The organism is Photobacterium aphoticum (assembly GCF_001029435.1).
GTDB classification, from domain to species: domain Bacteria; phylum Pseudomonadota; class Gammaproteobacteria; order Enterobacterales; family Vibrionaceae; genus Photobacterium; species Photobacterium aphoticum.
On the sequence record NZ_LDOV01000025.1, the window covers coordinates 184889 to 208816 of the forward strand.

Below are 23928 nucleotides of genomic sequence, written 5' to 3' on the forward strand. Positions count from 1 at the left end.
CCATCACCGCAGAAAGGTCGCGTATTGTAGTGAAAATGCGGCCATTTGTCTTTAAGGATTTTGGTCGTGCTAAGCATCCAGTCAGCTTACAGCAAGGAAAACTGTGCACTGTCGGCCGGTTTCGGCAATTCCACGTTCGGCAAGGCCAAATCCGGCGCATGGTGTAGTAGTTGCTGGTACAAGCGAACAGCCAGTTCCGGCGCACGGTTGTTGTCTGGTGTGTGTACAAACAAGTAAGGCTGTTTACCGGCGCGTAACCACAGTGGCAGGCGGGCTAACCAGTTGGCAAAAAAGGCATCGTTGCTGGCATCATCCGGGTGGCCGATAAAGCGGATCATCGGCTGAGTCGACGTTGCGATGGCATGTACCGGTACACGGGGTTTGTTTTGATGTGCTTCTATCACCGCTTCGGTGGTGGGTTCGGCAGCAAACACCGGACGGCTGTCCATGATGATGCGATTGGCACCGTGTTCGATCAGCAAGCGATTGAGTTGTTGCTCTTCTTCCCCTTTGGCAAAAAAGGCCGGATGACGCACTTCTACCCCGACCGGATACTGACGAGGGAAACGGGTCAGCAGACGTTCCAGCGCGGGCAGGGCGAGCGGACCAAATTGTGCCGGTAATTGCACTTTCCACAGCCCAATTTTGTCAGCCAGTGGCGAGAGCGTCGTGAAAAAATCGGCCAGCAGTTGATCACAGTGTTGCAACTGATGCTGGTGGGTGATGGTTTGTGGCAGCTTAAACGTGAACCGAAAGTCTTCCGGCGTGGCAGCGTGCCAATTACGTACAGTCGTGGCGTTGGGCACGGCATAAAAGGTCGTGTTGCCTTCCACGGCATGAAAGACCTCGGCATAACGGGCGAGGCGTTCACCACTTTTGCATCCTCGGCCATACAGACTCTGTTGCCAGTGTGGGTGCGACCACATGGCCAAGCCTAAGCGTAAGGGCGGTGGCGAGGAAAGCGCAGGCGAGTGGGGCATGACAACATCCTGTGGGTTAGCGGTGAACGAAGGGGTAATCGTGATTTTTTTCTATTGTGGCGAGTCCGTTTAAGGGCGGTCAATCCCCTGTATTGGCTTTCTTTGTTCAATATGGTGTTTTTTGCTTGATCACCAGTATCGCTTTTTCCTACAGTGTTCAAATTAATCCCGTGTCTACCTGACGATGTAAGATTCATCTTCCGGTAACTTGGGTATATAATGGTTCGTTATTTTTGTCTCTCGGTGGGCGAAATTATGTGCGGTTGTATGTAATTTCATCAATCCGGCCGGGAAGGATTCAGCCTGTGCGTGGTTTGGGGCCGCTTGCTCCCCATGAACTCAGGAAAGTTAGTAAACAGATCGGGAATTTCATATGCGCACCCAATATTGTGGTCACCTGAACAAGTCCCTAGCAGGGCAAACAGTAGAGTTATGCGGCTGGGTTAACCGTCGCCGCGATTTAGGCGGTCTAATCTTCATCGATATGCGAGATCGTGAAGGTATTGTTCAGGTAGTTGTTGATCCGGATATGAAAGATGTATTCGACGTCGCCAACCAACTGCGCAACGAGTACTGTATCCGTTTGACAGGTGAAGTACGTGAGCGTCCAGAAAGCCAAATCAACAAAGATATGGCGACCGGTGAAGTAGAAATCTTGGCAACAGGCCTAGAAATCATCAACCGTTCTGACGTGCTACCACTAGACTTCAACCAGAAGAACTCTGAAGAGCAGCGTCTAAAGTACCGCTACTTGGATCTACGTCGTCCAGAAATGAGCGACCGCATCAAGCTACGTGCAAAAGCATCTAGCTTCGTACGTCGTTTCCTTGATGACAACGGCTTCCTAGACATCGAAACACCAGTACTGACCAAAGCGACGCCAGAAGGCGCACGTGACTACTTGGTACCAAGCCGTGTTCACAAAGGCAGCTTCTACGCGCTTCCTCAGTCACCACAGCTGTTCAAGCAGCTACTGATGATGTCTGGTTTTGACCGTTACTACCAAATCGTGAAATGTTTCCGTGACGAAGACCTACGTGCTGACCGTCAGCCTGAATTTACTCAGATCGATATCGAAACGTCATTCATGACGGCTGAGCAGGTACGTGAAGTGACTGAGCGCATGATCACGGACATGTGGAAAGAAATCCTGAACGTTGATCTGGGCGCATTCCCAATCATGACGTTTGAAGAAGCGGCACGCCGTTTCGGTTCAGACAAGCCAGACCTACGTAACCCACTAGAGTTGGTTGACGTGGCTGACATCCTGAAAGACGTAGACTTCAAAGTGTTCTCTGGCCCTGCGAACGACGAAAAAGGCCGCGTAGCGGTGATTCGCGTACCTGGCGGTGCAGCACTGTCTCGTAAGCAAATCGACGAGTACACCAACTTTGTTGGTATCTACGGCGCGAAAGGCTTGGCGTGGATGAAGGTGAACGATCTGGCTGCTGGCTTTGAAGGCGTACAGTCTCCAGTGGCTAAGTTCCTGAACGAAGAAGTGGTTGCACAGCTACTTGAGCGCACTGGCGCACAAACTGGCGACATCATCCTGTTCGGCGCAGACAGCAAGCGTGTTGTGACAGAAGCGATGGGTGCACTACGTCTGAAGCTGGGTGAAGACCTAGAGCTAACAGACAAGGCTGCATGGAAACCATTGTGGGTTGTTGACTTCCCAATGTTCGAAGAAGACGACGAAGGCAACCTGCATGCGATGCACCACCCATTCACGTCGCCACTTGGCCTAACGCCAGAAGAGCTAGCGGCGAACCCTGCGGCTGCGAACTCTAACGCATACGACATGGTTATCAACGGCTACGAAGTGGGCGGCGGTTCTGTACGTATCCACAACGCTGACATGCAGTCAACTGTGTTCGATATCCTGGGTATCGACGCTGACGAGCAGAAGCTGAAGTTTGGTTTCCTACTGGACGCACTGAAGTTCGGTACACCACCACACGCAGGTCTGGCATTCGGTCTTGACCGTCTAGTAATGCTACTGTGTGGCACTGATAACATCCGTGACGTTATCGCGTTCCCTAAAACAACGGCTGCAGCGTGTCTGATGACCAATGCACCAAGTGTAGCGAACCCGGCGGCACTGGAAGAGTTGGCGATTGCAGTATCGCTAGCGAAAAAAGATAACGCAGAGCAAGCATAAGATTGCACTGTAACAGACTGGCCGAAAGGCCAGTCTTTGTTTTGGGCCTCCGAGAAATCAGGACGCCGATAATAAGCCGCATTGTGTACACATTGTCGGCTTATTTTTTCTCGGCAAAATGGGATCGGGCGCTAATGAAGAAATACCTCGCGCATAAGCGACAGACTACTGGGAGAATGAAATGGCAGGTCATAGTAAATTCGCCAATATCAAACACCGTAAAGCAGCACAGGATGCCAAGCGCGGCAAAATTTTTACCAAACTGATCCGTGAAATCGTCGTTGCGGCGAAAGAAGGCGGTGCAGAGCCAGAAAACAACCCACGCTTGCGTGCGGCTGTCGATAAAGCCCTGTCAAACAACATGACCCGTGACACCATCAACCGTGCGGTTAGCCGTGGTGCCGGTGGTGAAGGCGATGAAGGCGTTGAAACTGTTATCTACGAAGGCTACGGCCCGGCAGGTACCGCAGTCATGGTGGAATGTATGACGGATAACCGTAACCGTACGGTTTCTGGCGTACGCCATGCGTTTTCAAAAGCCGGTGGTAACCTGGGTACCGACGGCAGCGTAAGCTACCTGTTTGACAAAAAAGGTGTGATTTCTTACGCACCGGGTCTGGATGAAGACGCGGTGATGGAAGCGGCGCTGGAAGGCGGTGCGGACGACGTTGAAACCAACGATGACGGCTCTATTGACGTGTACACCACGCCAGCTGAATTCGGCGCTGTGAAAGATGCACTGGATGCCGCAGGCTTTGAAGCGGTGAACGCAGAAGTGACTTTGGTGCCATCCACCCAGGCGGAATTGGATGCGACCACCGCACCGAAACTGCTGCGTCTGATTGATGCGCTGGAAGATTTGGATGATGTGCAGGAAGTGTATCACAACGGTGATATCTCCGATGAGGTTGCAGCGACCCTGTAATCTTGAAAAAGTCGGGTACAGAAGATGTGCCCGACTTTTTATTCGTCTGTTGCCTGGTTTTGCTTGAATTGAGTGTTTTATCAACGTCTGGCGGTGAAAGGTTTGCAGTTTGGTCGGCATCCGCAATAGAATAAACAACTGTATATTTAATCAGGTATCACGGTTCATCTATGTCGATAATTTTAGGGATTGACCCAGGCTCACGGATCACCGGCTATGGGGTGATCCGTCAGGTCGGTCGTCACTTGGAATACCTGGGCAGCGGCTGTATTCGTACCTCTGAAGCGGGTATTCCCGGACGTTTAAAGCAAATTTATGCGGGCGTCTCTGAAGTGATCACCCAGTTCCAGCCGGATGTGTTTGCCATTGAAGAAGTTTTCATGGGCAAAAACGCCAGTTCGGCGATCAAACTGGGGCAGGCACGTGGTAGTGCCATTGTGGCCGCTGTGAACGCCGATTTACCTGTAAACGAGTACGCCGCCCGTTTAATTAAACAGGCCGTGGTGGGTAACGGTGGGGCGGATAAAGCCCAAGTGCAGCACATGGTGTGCTCGGTACTGAAATTACCGGGTAAACCGCAGGCGGATGCCGCCGATGCCCTTGCTGTCGCCATTTGTCATGCACACACCCATAAAACCTTGATCGCGATGGCCGGACAGGCGAGCGGTGCGCGACGTGGACGTTACCGTTAATGTCGCCCTTTTTAAAAGCAGCTCTCGGGCTGCTTTTTTCATAAAAAATAGCTGGATATACATCCAGCACTTGACTATCCTAGAGCCAATTTCGTCAATCAATAAAGAGATGTTGCTGTGATAGGCCGACTACGTGGAACAATTATCGAGAAACAACCGCCAGAAATCGTACTTGAGGTAGGTGGCGTGGGCTATGAAGTCCAAATGCCGATGAGCTGTTTTTATGAATTGCCGGAAGTTGGTCAGGAAGCGATCATCTCTACTCACTTTGTAGTGCGTGAAGACGCCCAGTTGCTGTATGGCTTCAACAAGAAGAGCGAACGTGAACTGTTCCGCGAAGTGATCAAAGCCAACGGTGTCGGTCCGAAATTGGGCTTGGCGATTTTGTCTGCCATGACCGCCAGCCAGTTTGTGCTGAGCGTGGAAAATGAAGACATCAGCACCTTGGTGAAAATTCCGGGTGTCGGCAAAAAAACCGCTGAACGCCTTGTGGTCGAAATGAAAGACCGTCTGAAAGGCTGGGGTGAGGGCGACTTGTTCACCCCTGCTCTGGATACCGCCGCATCGAATGCCCCAATTCAAGACACTGGCGCACAGGCGCGCGCTGAAGATGAAGCTGTCAGCGCATTGATCTCGCTGGGCTACAAGCCGCAGCAAGCCTCGAAAGTGGTTTCACAAATTGCTAAACCTGACATGACCAGCGAAGCCATCATCCGTGATGCGCTACGCTCGATGGTCTAACGCGCCGCGACATAGGTAAAACAGAATGATTGAAGCAGATCGTTTAATTGCCAGTGATTATCCGACCAGCCGTGAAGAAGACATCATCGATCGCGCGATCCGCCCGAAGATGCTGGAAGATTACAAAGGTCAGGATCATGTGCGCGATCAGATGGAGATTTTCATCAAAGCCGCCAAGCTTCGCCATGAAGCTTTGGATCACTTGCTGATTTTTGGTCCGCCGGGATTGGGTAAAACCACACTGGCGAACATTGTGGCCAACGAAATGGGCGTGAGCATTCGTACCACGTCCGGCCCGGTATTGGAAAAAGCCGGTGACTTGGCCGCGCTGCTGACCAATCTGGAAGAAAACGACGTCTTGTTCATTGATGAGATTCACCGTTTAAGCCCGCAAGTGGAAGAAGTTCTGTATCCGGCGATGGAAGACTATCAGTTGGATATCATGATCGGTGAAGGCCCGGCAGCCCGTTCTATTAAGATTGATTTGCCGCCGTTCACCCTGATTGGTGCGACGACCCGTGCCGGTTCACTGACTTCGCCATTGCGTGACCGTTTTGGTATTACCCAGCGCTTGGAATACTACAAAGTAGAAGACTTGCGCGGCATCGTACAGCGCAGTGCCAATTGCTTAGGGCTGTCGATGGAAGAGGCCGGTGCACTGGAAGTGGCCATGCGTGCCCGTGGTACACCGCGTATTGCCAACCGTCTGCTACGCCGCGTGCGTGACTATGCGGAAGTGGTAGGTGATGGTCATATTTGTCCGGAAACCGCTTCAAAAGCTTTGGATATGTTGGACGTCGACAGCAGCGGTTTCGATTACATGGACCGTAAATTGCTGATGGCAATTATCGACAAATTCATGGGTGGCCCTGTCGGCTTGGATAACCTTGCCGCCGCGATCGGTGAAGAAAGGGATACCATTGAAGATGTGTTGGAGCCCTACCTGATCCAGCAAGGCTTTTTGCAGCGTACTCCACGTGGCCGTATTGCTACGCACCGCGCATACCTGCACTTTGGTTTTGATGTGCCGGAGTCCAAGGTGTAATACGCCGCTTTCCATTCCAAATAAAAAACGAGGCGAAGCGCCTCGTTTTTTGTTTTCCGTGCTTGTGTTTTTCAGCCGCGTGTTGGGGTATGCCCCATTACGCTTTCAAGAAACCCGCTTCACGCATGCGTGTGGCGACGATGTCTTTTTGCTCTGCGGTCAGTGCTTTTAGCGGCAGACGAGGGTCGCCCGCATCAATGTCGTGCAGTGCCATTGCGGCTTTACCGGCTGCCACACCACCGAATTCTACCAATACGCGGATCAGTGCGATCACGCTGTCCATGCCTTTGATCACTGCATCGTGATTGCCGTTATGGAAATCTTCAATCATTTGGTTGAAGTGCGGCGCAGCGTAGTTGTAAGTACTGCCTACTGCACCGATTGCGCCCACCGCCAATGCCCCTGGCAGGTGCTCATCCACACCAAATGGAATATCAAACTTGCCATCGCATGCACGTAGGCAGCGTTGGTATTCGTACAAATCACCACTGTTAAACTTCAGGCCGTACAGGTTAGGAATACGTGATTCCGCTTGGATCAGGAATTGCTCCATATCCAAATTCACGCCAGACATGCCTGAGTGGTAGTAGTAGAAACCTTTTGATGGCGCAGCGGCAGCGACCGTCGCACAGTACTCAACCAATGCATCCACTGAGCCTGGCTTGAAGAAACATGGACCAATCGCAGAGGTCGCGAAAATATCCAGAGTGTCAGCGTGGCGCGTCAGTTCAAGGGTATCGACAATGCTCAATGCACCCGTGTGAACCGTGATTTTCAATTGACCCTGAGAGGCGGTTACCCAGCGCTCTGCAATGGCTTTACGTTCTTCAACAGAGCAGTGGATCCCTTCACCTGTGGTACCACAGATGTACACGCCTTTTACGCCGTCTTTGATCAGGTGCGCCGCAATTTGGTCAATAGCAGCGAAGTTAACGTGGCCGTTTGCATCAAACGGAGTGTGTGGAGCAGCGATCAGACCGGTTAATTTTTCCATTGTGCATTGTCTCTATTGGGTTGAATGAGAGCTTTGAAGTTAAACTTCAAAATAAACTTATCCTGTGGAGTTGGGTTTATTCTATGGAGTAAAATTTCATCCTGCAACGGGGAATCGAGTGACAAGGGTAGCAAGAATGCAAATCTGTGATGGCGGCAACATTGTTGAAAGTGGGGTGTATTCAGTAGAATGAGGGCTAATTCTGGTCATATCAGAACGTAAGTCATGTAATAAATGGAGTTTACCTTCACAAGTGAAGGACAAAGTGGGAAAATTATGGCTGATAGCACAGAAAGAAAGAGGAATGGCGATGGCGACAAATAACGTGATGGCAAAAGCTGGCAAAGTGCTCGATATGATGGGCTGCTTGCATGAAAGCTTAACGCCTTCGGCAAAGCGTATTGCCGATTTTGTCTTAGCCAATCCCGCCGATGTGACCAAACTCTCGATTGCGGAATTGTCACAAGCCGTGAATGCTGGTGAAGCGACCATCATTCGCTTCTGCCGAACATTAGGCTTTAAAGGTTTTCAGGATTTCAAAATGGAGTTAGCCATTGAATTGTCTAACGCCAATCAAAATGAAAAGTCGATTTTAGACACCGATGTGACGCCTGAAGACACGGCCGAGCTGATCGGGCAGAAGCTGCATAACACCATCAATAATGTGTTGGCGGAAACCTATAACCTGCTGGATTTCCAGATGCTGGAGCAGGTCGCCAATGCGATTCAGTCATGCCGTGCGGTGTACTTTTTTGGTGTGGGCTCGTCGGGTGTAACGGCGGAAGACGCCAAAAACAAGTTGATGCGTATCGGTTTTAATGTGGATGCGTTGTCCAATAACCATCTGATGTACATGAAGGCGTCGTTGTTACAACCGGGTGATGTGGCGATTGGGATCAGTCACTCGGGCACGTCAGAAGAAACCACCAAAGCGTTACGACTGGCGAAAGAAGCCGGTGCTTGTACCGCTTCTATTACCCATAACCCTCGCTCACCGATAGCAGAATATTCCGATTATGTGCTGGTGAACGGTAACCGTCAGGGTAAATTGCAGGGAGACTCCATTGGCACCAAGATCTCCCAGTTGTTTGTGCTGGATTTGATTTATGCCTTGCTGGTGAAACAAGATTTAGCCGGCACGCAGGCGAATAAGATGAAGACCATGAGTGCGCTGGATTATTCCTGAGCCGCGCTTGCGAACCCCTTTGTGATAAGAACGCCCGACAGCAGTGATGTTGTCGGGCGTTTTTTTATTTAAGTGCCTAGAACCTAGAACCTAGAACCTAGAACCTAGAACCTAGAACCTAGAACCTAGAACCTAGAACCTAGAACCTAGAACCTAGAACCAGTATCGGGTATCGGCGTTAATCAGATTAATCCTCTCCCTCATGCTTGGAGTTAAACTTCACCTTCTACTAATTCCCTCCTTGATTTTATAAAGTGCCAAGGCGCGTCGCAGGAATGAATACACCACCTGACTGCCAAAACAACGTATTAAAATGGAGTTTGACTCCTACTTCTGTATGTGAAGGATGCCTGTAAACAGTGACATGAATCACTTTGATGAGATTGTTTAGCAGAAAAATGAGCGCATGATCTCTGTTTTGCGTCTTTCAGTTTGAAGTGAAACTTCACTCCATATAGATTGGAGTCAAACTTCACTGAGTCATTTTTTCTGGAGTGACACTGATTATGACGAACGAACAAAAAGACTGCCTCGCGCAATTAAGCCAAGGTTTTGTGGCGTCTTGCCAACCGGTTGATGATGGCCCAATGGATTCTCCGCTGATTGTCGCCGCCATGGCACAAGCCGCTGTTGCAGGCGGGGCAGCCGGCCTGCGTATTGAAGGGGTTGAAAACCTCAAAGCGGTACGCCCAACGGTGACTGTGCCGATCATCGGGATCATCAAACGTGATCTGCCGGACAGCCCGATCCGCATTACGCCTTTTGTGGAAGATGTACAGGCATTGCAAGCCGCTGGTGCGGACATTATCGCCGTCGATGCCACTGATCGTACCCGTCCGGTGGATGTGGCGACGTTGGTGAAAGCCATTCACGAGGCCGGTTGCATGGCGATGGCTGACTGCGCCACCTATGAAGAAGGCATGTATTGCCAGTCTATCGGCGTTGAAATCATTGGCTCCACCATGTCCGGTTATACCGGCGGTGAGATCCCGAGTGAACCCGATTTAGCGCTGGTGACACGTTTGCAACAAGCCGGTTGCCGTGTGATGGCTGAAGGGCGTTACAACACCCCGGAATTAGCGGGTGCGGCGATTGAAGCGGGCGCATTTTGCGTGACGGTCGGATCTGCCATTACCCGTATCGAACACATTTGTGATTGGTTCCAAACACAAGTGGCACAAGGACATGCCAAGCGCCAGAACGAGGTTGCAGCATGAGCATGATCCTCGCGGTGGATATCGGTGGCACCAAAATCGCGGTTGCTTTGGTGAGCAATGGCCAGATCCGCGCCCGTGAGCAGATCAGTACGCCGTCATCCTCTTCCCCCGAGGCAATGACAGCGGCACTGAGCGCCCTGTTACCCGCGTTTGCGGCGCAGGCGGATGCGGTGGCGGTGGCCTCAACCGGCATTATCGATCACGGGATCTTAACGGCGCTGAACCCGAAAAACCTCGGCGGGTTGGATCACTACCCCTTGCAGGCCGTGATCGCTGAGATCACTCGCTTACCTGTCACGGTGATTAATGACGCACAAGCAGCAGCATGGGCGGAATACCAAGTCCTGCCGGAGCAGGTTGCCAATATGGCGTTTGTGACTGTGTCGACCGGCGTTGGGGCTGGCGTGGTGATCAACCATGCGCTGCACACAGGCCGCCATGGCATTGCGGGTCACGCCGGTCACATGTTGGCGGATCCTCACGGCCCTCGTTGTGGTTGTGGCCGTACAGGTTGTGTGGAAGCGATCGCGTCAGGCACCGCCATTGGTGTCGCCGGGCAAGCACACTGGGGCGAAAACTGCACCGGTCAAACCGTGTATGAACATTACTTGCAGGGCGATGAACGCGCCGTGGTGATCATTCACCGCGCGGCGAAGACCATCGCCAATCTGGTGGCAGATTTAACCATCTCGCTGGATGTGGAAGTGGTGGCTTTAGGCGGCAGTGTCGGCTTAGCGCCAGGTTTTCTTGACCTCGTAAGCGACTATTTATCTGATTTACCTCAGGTATATCAACCCCTTGTGATTAAAGCACAGACCGGCGCCGATGCAGGCTTGATCGGTGCGGCAAGCTGGGTGAATACCACCAATAACGCATGAAATTAAAAACAAAATAACGTTTAACAAAAACTGACTACAAGGAACAGCACATGGAAACGCAGGCCTTTGGTACCCTCAATTATATTGTTCTTTTGTTATACCTCGTGGCAATTATGTTGGTCGGTGTGTACTTCGCACGCCGTCAGAAATCGGCAGATGATTACTTCAAAGCCGGTGGCCGTATTCCGGGCTGGGCAGCCGGGATCAGTGTGTTTGCCACAACGCTCAGTTCTATCACGTTTATGTCTATCCCAGCCAAAGCCTACACTTCTGACTGGACATTTTTGATCGGCCAGTACATCGCCATCGCGATTTTGCCGTTCGTGTTTTACTTCTACATTCCGTTCTTCCGCAAGCTGAACCTGACATCAGCCTATGAATATCTGGAAGCCCGTTTTGATATCAAAATGCGCTTGTTTGCCAGTATTTCATTCATGCTGTTCCACATCGGCCGTATTGCGATCATCACTTACCTGACGGCACTGGCGTTGATCCCGTTCGTTGATATGAACCCACTGACCATCGTGTTCCTGATTGGCGTACTTTGTATCATCTATACCTTCATGGGCGGTATCGAAGGGGTGATTTGGACCGATGTGATCCAAGGGATCATGCTCTCTGCCGCAGCGATCATGATCTTCGTGATGATTTGCTTCAATGTTGACGGTGGGGTAGGCGAAATCTTCTCGATGTCAGCAGAAGCCGATAAGTACTTCCCGGCTGAGCAGTTTGCCTGGAGCTGGACAGACAGCACCATTCCAGTGCTGGTGATTGGTTTCTTCTTTGCCAGCTTACAGCAGTTCACCGCCAGCCAGGACGTTGTGCAGCGTTACATCGTGACCGATTCCATTGAAGAAACGAAAAAAGCGCTACTGACCAATGCCAAGTTGGTGGCTGTGGTACCGGTGTTCTTCTTCGCTGTCGGTTCTGCGCTGTATGCTTATTACAGTCAAAACCCACAGTTGTTGCCTGAGAATTTCAACACAGGCGGTATCTTGCCATTCTTCGTGATTTCGCAGATGCCAGCAGGCGTTGCTGGTCTGATCATTGCTGCGATTTTCGCTGCATCACAATCGAGTATCTCAAGTAGCCTGAACAGTATCTCTGCCTGTTACACCAGTGATATCTACAACCGCCTAGGCAAGAACACCTCGAAAGAGAAAGCACTGAGTATGGCACGTATCGTGACAGTGGTTGCCGGTGTGTTGGGTGTAGTGGCGTCAACGTACCTGATTATGTCGAACGAAAGTGAGTTGTGGGATGCCTTCAACAGCCTGATTGGCCTGATGGGTGGCCCTATGACCGGTCTGTTCATGCTGGGTATCTTTGTCAAGCGTGCCAATGCCAACAGCGCGTTAGCAGGTGTGGTGATGAGTATCATTTCAGTACTGGCCGTGCGTGCGATGACTGACCTGAACTTCTTCTTCTACGGTGTGATTGGCACCTTGATGGTCGTGCTGGTGGGTTACCTGACCGCCCCGCTGTTTGCCAGCAACAAATCAGAGGAAGAACTGCACACGCTAACCATGCAGCGTGAAGCGTAATCTTTCCACCATCCGTTAAACCTATAAATCAGGCGGCAGAGCGATGTGATACGCGATGCCGCCTGCGTCATTGAATTTTCCCTTTATATAGCAGAACAGAGAGTCCCTCATGATTTTTGGTGATTTACAACAACCTGAAAGCTACCGCTTGTTACCGAGCGCTTTTCAAACCGCCATTGCATTTTTACAGCAGCAGGATTTAGCCGCATTAACTTTAGGACGTCATGATATTGATGGTGATCGTATTTATGTCAACGTGATGAGCTTTGACACTGCCGCTGCGGAAGGTAAGCAGGCAGAAGTGCATGAAGAGTACATTGATCTGCAAGTGTTGATTGTCGGCAGCGAGCGCATTGAGTTTGCGTTGCCTGGGGCGCACCCGCGTGCGACGGAGTACGATGAGGCAGGGGATTACTACTTGGTTTCCGACATGCACAACAGCTGTGATGTGGTGATGGCACCGCTAAACTTTGCGATTTTCTTCCCGACGGAGCCACACAAACCGGGTTGTATCGCCGCACAGGCAGAGACATTGAAGAAAGCGGTCGTGAAGATCCACCGTACCTGTATTGCCTGAGAGAGTCGCTTGCGTGGGCGTAAAAAGCAGAAATAAAAAAACGAGGCACTAATGCCTCGTTTTTCGTACCCCAAAAAGAGGGGAAATTCGGTAAATGTCGCCTAAAAATGTGAAATATTCACAAACTCATGACAAATTTTATGGTCATTTTGATGCTTTCTCCCGGTTATTTGAGGGGGAGAGGGCATAGGTGGCGACTATTTCATCACTTTTTAGCAGTTGCTTTTAAACATTTCTGCAAAGCTAGGCTGGTAAAGTGCAATAATTTTTTCAAGAATGCGTGTCATAACTACTTCCTCAATCGTCAATCTGTTGTCTTGGGAAACAGCATATCACCCGCCAAAATAATGACTTTTCCCGTCTGGGCGGCCTTATCTGTTTCTGGCGCTGATTATAGGAATTTATCCTCATCAGAAAAGCGAGATAAATTCTTTTTTCGGATTAGATTTTATAATGAATAGATTTGATGATTTTCCCCGCCTGGCCTGAAAACAAAGGTGTTTATGTATGATAAATGCGGAGAAAGCGGCATTGTCAAACATCTCAGGGCTCTTTTTTCTAACGAATAATATTCGGCAGATATGACCATTTAAAACAGAATGTGAACTGGTGTGAAAGCACGGATTCAGGATGTGTTAAAGCGACGCTTTCCCAATGCGCGACCAAGGGGCTTGGGGAGGGGGCTTTAGTTGATCTACATCAATCAAATGCGTCAGGTATAAATTTTGAGCAGTGTTTTTTGATATTTATCAAAGCAAATTGTGCGATAAATCCATTGAGACTCTAGACGTTTGTCAGTAATATTAGTAATGACTTTATTAGCTGTAGCTTAACAACAAATTAACTAATTTGGTACAGATTCGCAACATATCAGGGATACCATTTCAAGGCATAAGTAATGGTAGCCAGGAAGGTGACAAGCTTGCGGAGATGTTTGGTTACATTTTGCTAAGCCCAACCATTAGTACACGTTAGTGTACTTCGCCAGTCAGCCTGGCGAAAAAAGGAGTTCTCAATGTTTACTGATATCGTCGAACTATCGCGGTTACAGTTCGCATTAACTGCGATGTATCACTTTTTGTTCGTCCCATTGACTCTTGGTATGGCATTCCTGCTTGCCATCATGGAGTCTGTTTATGTAATGACTGGAAAGCAAATCTACAAGGACATGACCAAGTTCTGGGGTAAGCTTTTCGCCATTAACTTTGCGCTAGGTGTTTCTACCGGCCTGACCATGGAGTTCCAGTTTGGTACAAACTGGGCGTACTACTCCCACTACGTAGGTGATATTTTCGGTGCGCCACTGGCTATCGAAGCACTGATTGCCTTCTTCCTGGAATCGACACTTGTCGGCCTAATGTTCTTTGGCTGGGATCGTCTATCTAAGCGTCAGCACTTGACTGTGACGTGGTTGGTAGCGCTTGGCTCTAACTTTTCGGCGCTGTGGATTCTGGTGGCAAATGGTTGGATGCAAAACCCTGTGGGTGCTGAGTTCAACTTCGAAACCATGCGTATGGAAATGGTGAGCTTCGCAGAAGTGGTGCTAAACCCAGTTGCGCAGGTGAAGTTTGTTCACACAGTGGCGTCAGGTTATGTAACCGGTGCGATGTTCGTGTTGGGTATCAGTTCTTACTACCTATTGAAAGGCCGTGATATTCCTTTTGCTCGTCGCTCTTTTGCTATTGCGGCGGCCTTTGGTATGGCGTCTATCGTTTCTGTAATCATCCTGGGTGATGAATCAGGTTACGAGCTAGGTGACGTACAGAAAACGAAACTAGCGGCAATCGAAGCAGAATGGCACACAGAGCCAGCACCTGCAGCGTTTACCCTGTTTGGTTTACCGAACCAAGAAACCATGGAAACTGACTACGCGATCAAGATCCCTTACGTAATGGGTATCATTGCAACGCGTTCGTTGGATACCGAAGTAACGGGTCTGCGTGATCTGAAAGTCGAACACGAAGCGCGTATCCGTAACGGTATGATTGCTTACGGTCTGCTTGAGAAACTGCGTGCAGGTGAGAAAACACCTGAAAATATCGCTGCGTTTGACGAAGTGAAGAAAGACTTGGGTTACGGCTTCTTGGTGAAACCGTATGCTGAGAACGTAGTGGATGCTACCGATGCGGATATCGCCAAAGCGACGGATGACTCTATCCCTACCGTTTGGCCGCTATTCTGGAGCTTCCGTATCATGGTTGGCTGTGGCTTCTTGATGCTGGGTATTATCGGTGCGGCATTCATCCAGTCTTGCCGTCATAAGATCACGCAAAAGCCTTGGGTACTAAAAGCAGCACTTTACGGTATTCCACTGCCTTGGATCGCGATTGAAGCCGGTTGGTTTGTTGCCGAGTACGGCCGTCAGCCATGGGCTGTAGGTGAAGTACTGCCTGTTTCTATGGCCGCCTCTAACCTAGCAGCGTCTGAAATCATCACATCACTGCTGGCGATTATCGCGCTGTACACTGTGTTCCTGATTGCTGAACTGTATCTGATGATCAAGTTCGCTCGTTTAGGTCCTAGCAGCCTGAAAACAGGTCGCTACCACTTTGAAACTACCGATGCTCCACAGAACGTGGTATCGCGTCAGGTTGAAGCATAATCAGGGAGAGTTGAGCAATGTTTGAATATGAAGTATTGCGATTCATCTGGTGGGTGCTGATCGGTGTGCTATGCATCGGTTTCGCTGTCACAGATGGTTTCGATATGGGTGTAGGTGTACTGTCTAAAATCATTGGTAAGACAGACAACGAACGCCGTGTAATGATTAACGCGATCGCCCCTCACTGGGACGGTAACCAAGTATGGCTGATCACCGCAGGTGGTGCGCTGTTTGCAGCATGGCCATTGGTTTACGCAACCGCATTCTCAGGTTTCTACCTGGCAATGATCGTGACGCTGGCGGCACTATGGCTACGTCCAATCGGTTTTGACTACCGTTCGAAAATTGAGAACCCACAGTGGCGTGAAACATGGGATAAAGCGATCTTCGTAGGTAGCTTTGTACCCCCTGTGATCTTCGGTGTGGCATTCGGTAACCTGCTTCAGGGCGTACCGTTTGAACTGAATGAGTTCTTGGTACCAACGTACAAGGGATCATTCTTCGGTCTGCTAAACCCGTTTGCACTGCTATGTGGTATCGTGAGTATTCTGATGATCACCACTCAAGGTGCGGCATACCTGCAGATGAAGACGTCTGACGTTCTGCGTGAGCGTTCACGCCGTGTGGCAGTGATCACGTCTATCGCAACAGCGGTATGTTTCGTGATTGCAGGCATCTGGGCACAGAGCATCGAAGGTTACGTGATCACTTCTGAGATCATCAAAGATGCACCGTCTAACCCACTGACAAAAGAAGTGGTTCGTCAGACTGGCGCGTTGTTCGCGAACTTTGATGCGTACCCACTGCTATGGATTGCGCCAGCATTGGCAGTATTCATGCCTGTGCTAACGGTATTGGCCTCGCGTGCTGACCGTGGTGCACTAGCGTTCATTACGTCTAGCTTCACAATGGCGGGTGTGATCCTGACTGCAGGCTTTGCACTGTTCCCATTCATCATGCCGTCAAGCCTGATTCCAAACCACAGCTTGACCATGTGGGATTCAACGTCATCTGAGCTGACACTGAACATCATGACCGGTGTTGCGGCAGTGATGGTACCAATCATTCTTGCTTACACCTCTTGGTGTTACTACAAGATGTTTGGTCGTCTTGATACGGCATATATCGAAGAAAACAAGAACTCACTGTACTAAGGAGACAAACTATGTGGTATTTCGCTTGGATCCTGGGTGTGCTACTTGCTTGCTCATTCGGTATCATCAATGCATTGTGGCTAGAAGCTACAGAAAACATGGATAAAGAGAGCGTTGAGTAAGCTTGATCACTGGGTAGAGCGTGTTCACCAGTGGATAGACTACCGTCTACTCCGTTGGGTTGCGCTGGCAATGTCACTCGCAACCACCGGGCTGGTGGTATGGGATCCGACACACTTTGCCCAGATGATTGGCGGATTCGGACCGATTATCTCGCCAGCCATGATATGGGCGACCTGTGCGTCAATGGTGTTTGGTGTGGGATTCATCCCTCGCCGATGGTTCACGCAGTTACTGCTGACACCGTATGTCGCCTTGCCGATACTGGCCTATATCCTGAGTTTACGCTTACTGTGATCCCGCTATGGCCTTAGGCTGTAACGATGGGATCGGAAACGACTGAAAAGCCCCGCGTGTTATCACGCGGGGCTTTTTTATATCTGCTTGATCGGCTTGAATTTCCCGTTTCTGGCACGCGGTTATGGCCAAAAGGGCAGGAGGCAGTGAGATACGCGGCAAAAAAGTGAATGTTTGTGTAACAGAGTGGTTTGTGTGATTCCCATCTACCAAGCAAGTTAGGTATAGTAAGCCCTCGAGTTTTTGCCGGTGTCGTGGCATACCGGCCCCAGAGAGATATGTGGAAAGACCATGACCGAAGACAACGCCTTTGAATGGCCGATTACGGTGTATTACGAAGATACAGATGTGGGTGGCTTGGTTTATCATGCTAATTACATTAAGTTTTTTGAACGAGCGAGGACGGAACTCTTCCGTAGCCTCGGTGTCAGTCTTAATGACTTATTTGCCGATAAGGTCAGTTTTGTGGTGCGCCGCATTGAAGCGGACTACCTCAAAGGCGCGAAATTGGATGACCAACTGATTGTCAGAACCTGGCCGCAGAGCTGGCGTCGTGCCTCTATCGAATTCTGTCAGGTTTTAGTTAACACTCACGGGCAAACCTTGTGCAAAGCCGTTATTCAGGTAGCCTGTGTCCACCCTGACACCCTAAAACCTATTAAGATCCCAGAAAATATTATGTCGGAGATAACGAAGTGACCGCTGAACTTTCCATTTTAGATCTGTTCCTGCAGGCCAGCCTGCTCGTAAAGATTGTAATGCTGATCCTATTGGGGATGTCAGTGGCCTCATGGACCATGATCATCAAGCGATCCCAAGTGTTGTCTCGCGCCAAAGCCAAAGCGACCCGTTTTGAAGACCGTTTCTGGTCGGGTATCGATCTGTCTCAGCTGTACCAAGAAGTGCAAGCGCGTAAAGACAGCCTGACCGGTACCGAGCAAATTTTCCATGCTGGCTTTAAAGAATTCGCCCGCCTGCACCGCAGCAACGGCAAAGCGCCGGAAGCGGTGATGGAAGGCACCAGCCGTGCCATGCGTGTGGCGTTGTCTCGTGAAGTTGATGAGCTAGAAACCAGCCTGCCATTTTTAGCCACTGTCGGTTCGATCACCCCGTACATCGGCTTGTTCGGTACCGTTTGGGGCATCATGCACGCCTTTATCGCACTGGGTGCGGTGAAGCAAGCAACACTGGCGATGGTTGCACCGGGTATTGCAGAAGCCCTTGTGGCAACGGCGATGGGTCTGTTTGCCGCGATCCCTGCGGTCATGTTCTACAACAAACTGACCAACCAAGTGTCAAAGCTGGAGCACAACTACGCGACCTTTATGGAAGAGTTCTCAAGCATTTTGCACCGTCAGGCATTTGCTTCTAATCAGGAGTAATGGGCATGGCGTATCAACCTAAAAAACGCAAAATGACCGCCGAAATCAACGTAGTACCTTACATCGATGTGATGTTGGTACTGTTGATCATCTTTATGGTGACGGCGCCATTTGTGACGCAAGGGGTCGATGTCGAACTTCCTTCCACGGTCGATGCCAAACCGGCGGCTGAGCTGAATGAAAACAACGATCGCGCGCCGATCATTGTGGAAGTCAGCCAAGACGGCCATCTGGGGTTGAGTGTCGATAACCAGGACATGGTGCGTGGGTTGGGTCTGAACGATCTGCTGACTCGCGTGCGTGCCGAGCTACAACTGAACCCTAACTCGTCAGTGATGGTGGGCGGCGATGCCCGTGCGCCGTATGCGTACATCATTGAAACGTTGGATGCATTGAATCAGGCGGGTGTGAGCTCTGTCGGCTTAATGACTGAACCGTTGGAGCAGTAAATGGCGAACGGGAAGAAAAGCAACAATTACACAGGGGCGATCATCGTATCGTTACTGTTGCATGGTCTACTGATTGCTGCATTGTTGTGGGGTACCGACTTCTCCATGAGTAAGCCGCAATCAGCGGGGAACACGATCAAAGCCGTGGTGGTGGATCCGGCGCTGGTAAACCAGCAAGCCCAGCGCATTCGCCAGCAGCGTGAAGCGGCGAAACAGGCAGAGCAAGATCGCTTGCGTCGTCTGGAGCGTCAGGCCGAAGCGTTGGAAAAACAGCGTCAGGAAGAAGAGCGTCGTTTACGTCAGCTCAAAGCCGACAAGCTGAAAGCCGAAAAGGCGGCGCGTGATGCAGAGCTGGAACGTCAGCGAGTGGCACAAGAGCGTAAGAAGGCGGCGGAAGAAAAACGCAAAGCCGATGAAGCCGCACGTGTGGCGCGTGAGCAGGCAGCAAAAGCCGAAGCGGATCGTAAAGCCAAACAAGAGGCGGCACGTCAGGCAGAAGTGGAGCGTCAGAAGCAATTAGCGGAACAACGTAAAGCGGAAGAAGCCAAACGTAAGGCGCAAGAAGAAGCCAAGCGTGCGGAAGCAGAGCGTCAGGCCAAAATAGCAGCGAAGAAGAAAGCCGAAGAAGAAGCCCGTAAAGCGGAAGCAGCACGTAAAGAAGCCGAGCGTAAAGCGGCGGAAGCCCGTGAACTGCAACGTCAGCAAGAAGCGGCCTTGAACGACATGTTCGCTGGCCTTGAGGCAGAAACGGAGCAACGCGGTGGCGCAAAAGGGCAGTTCATCGCCGATGAGACCGCCCGTTATGGTGCTATTTTTAAAGGCATGATCGAGCAAAACCTGCTGGTGGAGCAAAGCTTTATCGGCAAGGAATGTCAGATCCGCATGCGCTTGTCGTCAAACGGCCTGTTGTTGGATGCGTTTGAAGACGGCGGTGACAGCAGTTTGTGTCGTGCCGCGAAGGCCGCTGTCGTGAAAGTCAGCCAGTTCCCGATGCCGGAAGATCCGGCGGTAGTGGAAAAGCTGCGTGATATTCGACTGATTGTTAGCCCGCAATAAGGAAGGAGTAATAATGAAACGTTGGTTAATGGGTTTGTGTATTGCTCTGATGAGTTTCACTCAGCTTGCACATGCCGAATTAGAACTTGTGATCACCGAAGGCGTGGACTCCGCGCGTCCTATCGGTGTTGTGCCGTTTAAGTGGGAAGGGCCGGGGCAATTGCCGACCGATATTTCTGCCGTGATTGCGTCTGACTTGCGCCGCAGTGGTAAATTCTCACCGGTGGCGACCAGTAAAATGCCACAAACGCCATTTAATGAAGCGCAGGTTGATTACAACGCGTGGACCTCTATGGGCGTTGACGCGCTGGTCACCGGTACCGTGACCCTGAATGCGGAAGGCCATTACGTGATCCACTACCAGTTGGTGGATGTAGTGCGTGGTCAATTGACCAGCGGCCAGAGTAAAGGTCTGGCAAACGGTGAGTTGGTACTGACCAAAGATCACCTGCTGATCAATAACCAAGCGACGGTAAAAGCGGATCGCCTGCGTCAGTACGCACACCGTATTTCCGATGTGGTGTACGAGAAATTGACTGGCGAGCGCGGCGCGTTCCTGACCCGTATCGCATACGTGGTGATTGATGACAAAGCCAAGTTCCCGTACCAGCTACGAGTGGCCGATTACGACGGTTACAACGAGCGTTTGGTTCTGAAATCGCAACAGCCTCTGATGTCACCGTCTTGGTCGCCGGATGGCAGTAAATTAGCGTATGTGAGTTTTGAGAATAAGCAGGCACAAATCTTTATCATGGATATCTACAAAGGTACCCGTGAAATGGTGTCGTCATTCCCACGTCACAATGGTAGTCCACGATTTTCACCAGACGGCACCAAGCTTGCGATGGTGTTATCGAAAAGCGGCAGCCTGCAAATTTATGTAAAAGATCTGCAAACCAAGAAATTAACCCAAGTGACGCGCGGTCGTTCCAATAATACCGAAGCGTTTTGGGATCCTAACGGTGACTCTTTGATCTTTACCTCAGACAGAGGTGGTAAACCACAGATATATCGAGTAAATTTAGCTGACGGTTCGACTACTCGCCTGACGTGGCAGGGCAGTCAGAATCTCGGTGGTCAATTGACGCCAGATGGACGATTCTTGGTGATGGTGAATAAATCTGAGCAAGGCTATAACATTGCTAAGCAGGATTTAAAAACCGGCGCAGTGCAGGTTTTAACCAAAACCTTCTTGGATGAGTCACCGAGCATCGCACCAAACGGTGGCATGGTGATTTACAGCTCAGTGAATAATAAATCAAACGAGCTGTCCTTAGTGTCGATTGATGGACGCTTTAAAGCACGATTACCTGCAACTAACGGGCGGGTGAGGGCTCCTTCTTGGGGACCCTTCCTTTAACGTGGCTGCATCTTAGCGATTAGAAAGGAAAAATAAATGCAACTTAATAAAGTTTTGAAGGGGCTGGCAATTGCGCTGCCAATGTTTACCCTAGCGGCATGTAGTTCAAGCGATAGCACTGAAAGTTCAGCGGCAACGGAGACTAACAACACGCCTGCTACTGAGCAGACAACGGTTGTTACGCCAGTTGAGCCAGCAGCACCTGCGCTGTCTGAGCAAGAGCTACGTAACCAGCAACTACGTCAAGAGCAAACTATTTACTTTGCGTTTGACAATGCTGAAATCCAGCCTGACTACCAGGACATGCTAGCAGCACACGCCGCTTACCTACGTGACAACGCGAACGTTAACGTGATCGTTGAAGGTCACGCGGATGAGCGCGGTACGCCAGAGTACAACATCGCACTGGGCGAGCGTCGTGCTAACGCGGTAGCGAAGTACCTTCAGGCACTTGGCGTATCATCAAGCCAAATCTCTATTGTTAGCTACGGTGAAGAAAAGCCGCTTGTGCTTGGCCACAGCGAAGCTGACTACGCGAAGAACCGTCGTTCGGTTCTAGTTTACTAATCGATAGGTAAACATTATGAACAGTAACACAATGCGAAAGCTCGCATTAACGTTGCTGGTTGGTGCGGCGACCCAAGCGGTCGCCGCACCTGCTCCTGTTACTGAACTCAATAGCAGTAGCAGTGCGCAGGGCGGTAGCCTGGAACGTCTGGAAAGGATGATTGAGGCCCGTAACCAGGTGCAGCTTGATATGCAGCGGCAACTGGATCAGCTGGCAACCGAAATGGACGAACTACGTGGGGTCGTTGAGCGTAACAGCTATGATCTCAGTCAGATGCTAGAGCGTCAGCGTGAACTTTACCGTGAAGTGGATGCACTCAGCCGTGCCAAACCACAAGCCACCACAACGCCGGCTGCGACAGACAGCAGCGCGCCAACGGAAAGTTACGCCGCTAACGTTAATGAAAACGAAGCGTATGAAGCGGCAGTAAATCTGATCCTGAAGGATAAGAATTACACCGGTGCGATTACCGCGTTTCAGGGCTTCCTGAAGACCTACCCGGATTCGGTCTACAAGGCCAATGCGCATTATTGGTTAGGTCAGTTGTATTTCACACAGAATCAGTTGGCAGATGCCGCAACGCATTTTCAGGCCGTGGCCAGTGTGAAAGATTCCAACAAGCGCGCCGATGCGTTGTTGAAACTTGGCGTGATTGCCGAGCGTGGAAAGAAAGTTGAAGAGGCGAAGAAATACTACCAAGAGGTGATTTCTACGTACCCGAACTCCACCAGTTCCCAGCAGGCACAGAAGAACTTAAAACAGTTGTAAGTGTGTGCTGACACGAAAGATTACGATGCCGCTCATTGCCTGTGCAGTGAGCGGCATTTTTTTATTTGTGTTTCGAGTTTCGAGTTCCTCGTTTTCGCTACTCGCGCTGCGTGTTCATCTCTGCGAGGGCTTGGCGGTCTTGCTGCTCAGCAAAATCGGCCAGAGGCTGGAATTGTTCTACCGTCCATACCGAACGTTGCTTGAGTGTCCCTGGTAGCGCAGCAAACGCGGCCTCATTATCATGGGCATGCAGCTCTAAACGTACCCACTCGCCAATGTTATGGCCGCTGGTTGACTGGGTCGACAAGCGTAATGGGTGCGTGGCGCCCGGGTAGTGTGGCGTCAGTGACAGGCCAAAATGGTAGTCACGGAAAATCACCGTCCATTTATCCGGTAAGCGCTTGCTACTGTCCCACCATACGCCATCTAAGGCCGTGATTTTTTCATCGGTCACAGCGGCGGATTGTACGTCTAACGCATCCAGTGCGCCGGCTAACGCTTTGTCCATGGCTTGACCAAATTCCGTCACATTCATGTGTGGATGAGTCAGCAAAACGTTTTTGGCCAGCTGCGCCCCTAACATATTGGAGTACAGATCTTCGGATGAGAACGCCGAGGCTAATTCCTTAAAGCCACTGACGGACACCATGCCAAACCACTGGGCAATCTCATGCCATTGCGCTAAGCGAAAAGCCATGAGTGCCGCCGCATCGGCACTGAGGTGAATACGCTCTTCTGCCGTTAATGGGGTGGCATTGGCCTGCCAGTGAATACGGCGCACACGCAGTTCAGCCGGAAAGTCCATATGGTAATGGGTGCCCAGATATTGCTGCATATGCTGAAACAGGTAATACGTGTAGTCAGCCGTATCACGCACGTGGGCGGTATCAATAAAGCCACCACGGGTGGTAAACAGCAGGCCGTTTTTTTCTTCACTCAGTCCCAGCAGGTTAACCGCGACGTTACTTGAGCCGTCGTTGTAGCGGTGATTCCCAATGGCATCCGCGCCCAGAATATTGCCCACAGAAAAGAACGGCACCGGAATGGTCCCGACTTGCGCTTTCAAATCTTTACCAAACGCACAGCAAGGACGGACGCCCACCGGTGGACGGGTTTCTGCCGACGTTTTTTTTCTTGGGTATTCTTTTGAAAACGGGTTCACCAATATTTCGGCATTGGCCGCATGGGTCACGACGCTAAACAGCAGCGTGAAAATCATGAAAAATCGCAGCATG

24 protein-coding genes are annotated in these 23928 nt (G+C 50.7%); 21 read left to right on the forward strand and 3 right to left on the reverse strand.

The features are described 5' to 3' along the window. Nucleotides 1–86: 86 nt before the first annotated feature. The gene (locus tag ABT58_RS14080) at nt 87–980 is read right to left on the reverse strand and encodes a DUF72 domain-containing protein (RefSeq protein ID WP_047875056.1); all 894 of its coding nucleotides are present in this window, start codon (nt 978–980) and stop codon (nt 87–89) included. Nucleotides 981–1353: 373 nt separating this feature from the next. Between ABT58_RS14080 and aspS the strand changes: the two genes are divergently transcribed. From aspS to ruvB, 5 genes are all read left to right on the forward strand, one after another. Next, entirely contained in the window at nt 1354–3138 is a 1785-nt protein-coding gene (gene aspS, locus ABT58_RS14085; protein WP_047875057.1) for an aspartate--tRNA ligase, read from the forward strand. 181 nt (nt 3139–3319) lie between these two features. Further along, nucleotides 3320–4063, forward strand: a complete 744-nt coding sequence (locus ABT58_RS14090; protein ID WP_047875058.1) for a YebC/PmpR family DNA-binding transcriptional regulator — start codon at nt 3320–3322, stop codon at nt 4061–4063. Nucleotides 4064–4233: 170 nt separating this feature from the next. After that, entirely contained in the window at nt 4234–4755 is a 522-nt protein-coding gene (ruvC, locus tag ABT58_RS14095; RefSeq protein ID WP_047875059.1) for a crossover junction endodeoxyribonuclease RuvC, read from the forward strand. 117 nt (nt 4756–4872) lie between these two features. Next, complete coding sequence (gene ruvA / locus ABT58_RS14100; RefSeq protein ID WP_047875060.1) at nt 4873–5496, forward strand: Holliday junction branch migration protein RuvA; 624 nt, start codon at nt 4873–4875, stop codon at nt 5494–5496. A 25-nt stretch (nt 5497–5521) separates the two neighbouring features. Further along, nucleotides 5522–6541 (forward strand): Holliday junction branch migration DNA helicase RuvB, encoded by a 1020-nt coding sequence (gene ruvB, locus ABT58_RS14105; protein ID WP_047875061.1) that lies wholly within the window; start codon nt 5522–5524, stop codon nt 6539–6541. 97 nt (nt 6542–6638) lie between these two features. On the opposite strand, the gene ABT58_RS14110 is transcribed toward ruvB, so the two are convergent. Continuing rightward, the gene (locus tag ABT58_RS14110; protein WP_047875062.1) at nt 6639–7535 is read right to left on the reverse strand and encodes a dihydrodipicolinate synthase family protein; all 897 of its coding nucleotides are present in this window, start codon (nt 7533–7535) and stop codon (nt 6639–6641) included. A 310-nt stretch (nt 7536–7845) separates the two neighbouring features. Between ABT58_RS14110 and ABT58_RS14115 the strand changes: the two genes are divergently transcribed. The 16 genes from ABT58_RS14115 to ybgF all read left to right on the forward strand — a co-directional run bounded on the left by ABT58_RS14115 (nt 7846) and on the right by ybgF (nt 22693). Further along, nucleotides 7846–8721: a MurR/RpiR family transcriptional regulator gene (locus tag ABT58_RS14115; RefSeq protein ID WP_047875205.1), complete on the forward strand. Its 876-nt coding sequence runs from the start codon at nt 7846–7848 to the stop codon at nt 8719–8721. A gap of 506 nt (nt 8722–9227) precedes the next feature. Next, nucleotides 9228–9938 carry an N-acetylmannosamine-6-phosphate 2-epimerase gene (locus ABT58_RS14120; protein ID WP_047875063.1) on the forward strand — a complete coding sequence of 237 codons (711 nt, stop codon included), beginning with the start codon at nt 9228–9230 and terminating at the stop codon, nt 9936–9938. After that, complete coding sequence (locus ABT58_RS14125) at nt 9935–10816, forward strand: N-acetylmannosamine kinase (RefSeq protein WP_047875064.1); 882 nt, start codon at nt 9935–9937, stop codon at nt 10814–10816. The genes ABT58_RS14120 and ABT58_RS14125 overlap by 4 nt, the downstream gene beginning before the upstream one ends. Nucleotides 10817–10866: 50 nt before the next feature. Further along, on the forward strand, nt 10867–12360 hold the full coding sequence (locus tag ABT58_RS14130) for a sodium:solute symporter family protein (protein WP_047875065.1): 1494 nt from the start codon (nt 10867–10869) through the stop codon (nt 12358–12360). A gap of 109 nt (nt 12361–12469) precedes the next feature. Further along, a complete protein-coding gene (gene nanQ / locus ABT58_RS14135) occupies nt 12470–12937 on the forward strand; it encodes an N-acetylneuraminate anomerase (RefSeq protein ID WP_047875066.1) in 468 nt (155 codons plus the stop codon). Between the two features lie 1015 nt (nt 12938–13952). After that, nucleotides 13953–15539 (forward strand): cytochrome ubiquinol oxidase subunit I, encoded by a 1587-nt coding sequence (cydA, locus tag ABT58_RS14140; RefSeq protein WP_047875067.1) that lies wholly within the window; start codon nt 13953–13955, stop codon nt 15537–15539. A gap of 17 nt (nt 15540–15556) precedes the next feature. Next, a complete protein-coding gene (gene cydB / locus ABT58_RS14145; protein WP_047875068.1) occupies nt 15557–16693 on the forward strand; it encodes a cytochrome d ubiquinol oxidase subunit II in 1137 nt (378 codons plus the stop codon). 11 nt (nt 16694–16704) lie between these two features. Beyond that, nucleotides 16705–16815: a cytochrome bd-I oxidase subunit CydX gene (cydX, locus tag ABT58_RS23780; RefSeq protein WP_047875069.1), complete on the forward strand. Its 111-nt coding sequence runs from the start codon at nt 16705–16707 to the stop codon at nt 16813–16815. After that, nucleotides 16808–17110: a cyd operon YbgE family protein gene (locus ABT58_RS14155; RefSeq protein ID WP_047875070.1), complete on the forward strand. Its 303-nt coding sequence runs from the start codon at nt 16808–16810 to the stop codon at nt 17108–17110. Before cydX ends, ABT58_RS14155 begins: the two co-directional genes overlap by 8 nt. 291 nt (nt 17111–17401) lie before the next feature. Continuing rightward, nucleotides 17402–17809, forward strand: coding sequence for a tol-pal system-associated acyl-CoA thioesterase (ybgC, locus tag ABT58_RS14160; protein WP_047875071.1), 408 nt, complete (start codon nt 17402–17404; stop codon nt 17807–17809). Then, nucleotides 17806–18492, forward strand: a complete 687-nt coding sequence (tolQ, locus tag ABT58_RS14165; protein WP_047875072.1) for a protein TolQ — start codon at nt 17806–17808, stop codon at nt 18490–18492. Before ybgC ends, tolQ begins: the two co-directional genes overlap by 4 nt. A gap of 5 nt (nt 18493–18497) precedes the next feature. Further along, nucleotides 18498–18941, forward strand: coding sequence for a protein TolR (gene tolR, locus ABT58_RS14170; protein WP_047875206.1), 444 nt, complete (start codon nt 18498–18500; stop codon nt 18939–18941). Next, the gene (gene tolA / locus ABT58_RS14175; RefSeq protein WP_047875073.1) at nt 18942–19997 is read left to right on the forward strand and encodes a cell envelope integrity protein TolA; all 1056 of its coding nucleotides are present in this window, start codon (nt 18942–18944) and stop codon (nt 19995–19997) included. A 10-nt stretch (nt 19998–20007) separates the two neighbouring features. Beyond that, nucleotides 20008–21357, forward strand: coding sequence for a Tol-Pal system beta propeller repeat protein TolB (gene tolB / locus ABT58_RS14180; RefSeq protein WP_047875207.1), 1350 nt, complete (start codon nt 20008–20010; stop codon nt 21355–21357). A 36-nt stretch (nt 21358–21393) separates the two neighbouring features. Beyond that, nucleotides 21394–21924, forward strand: coding sequence for a peptidoglycan-associated lipoprotein Pal (pal, locus tag ABT58_RS14185; protein WP_047875074.1), 531 nt, complete (start codon nt 21394–21396; stop codon nt 21922–21924). A gap of 16 nt (nt 21925–21940) precedes the next feature. Next, the gene (gene ybgF / locus ABT58_RS14190) at nt 21941–22693 is read left to right on the forward strand and encodes a tol-pal system protein YbgF (protein WP_047875075.1); all 753 of its coding nucleotides are present in this window, start codon (nt 21941–21943) and stop codon (nt 22691–22693) included. Between the two features lie 97 nt (nt 22694–22790). Here ybgF and ABT58_RS14195 read toward each other — a convergent pair whose 3' ends face one another. Beyond that, nucleotides 22791–23927: a DUF4056 domain-containing protein gene (locus ABT58_RS14195; RefSeq protein WP_229821706.1), complete on the reverse strand. Its 1137-nt coding sequence runs from the start codon at nt 23925–23927 to the stop codon at nt 22791–22793. Nucleotide 23928: the final 1 nt, after the last annotated feature.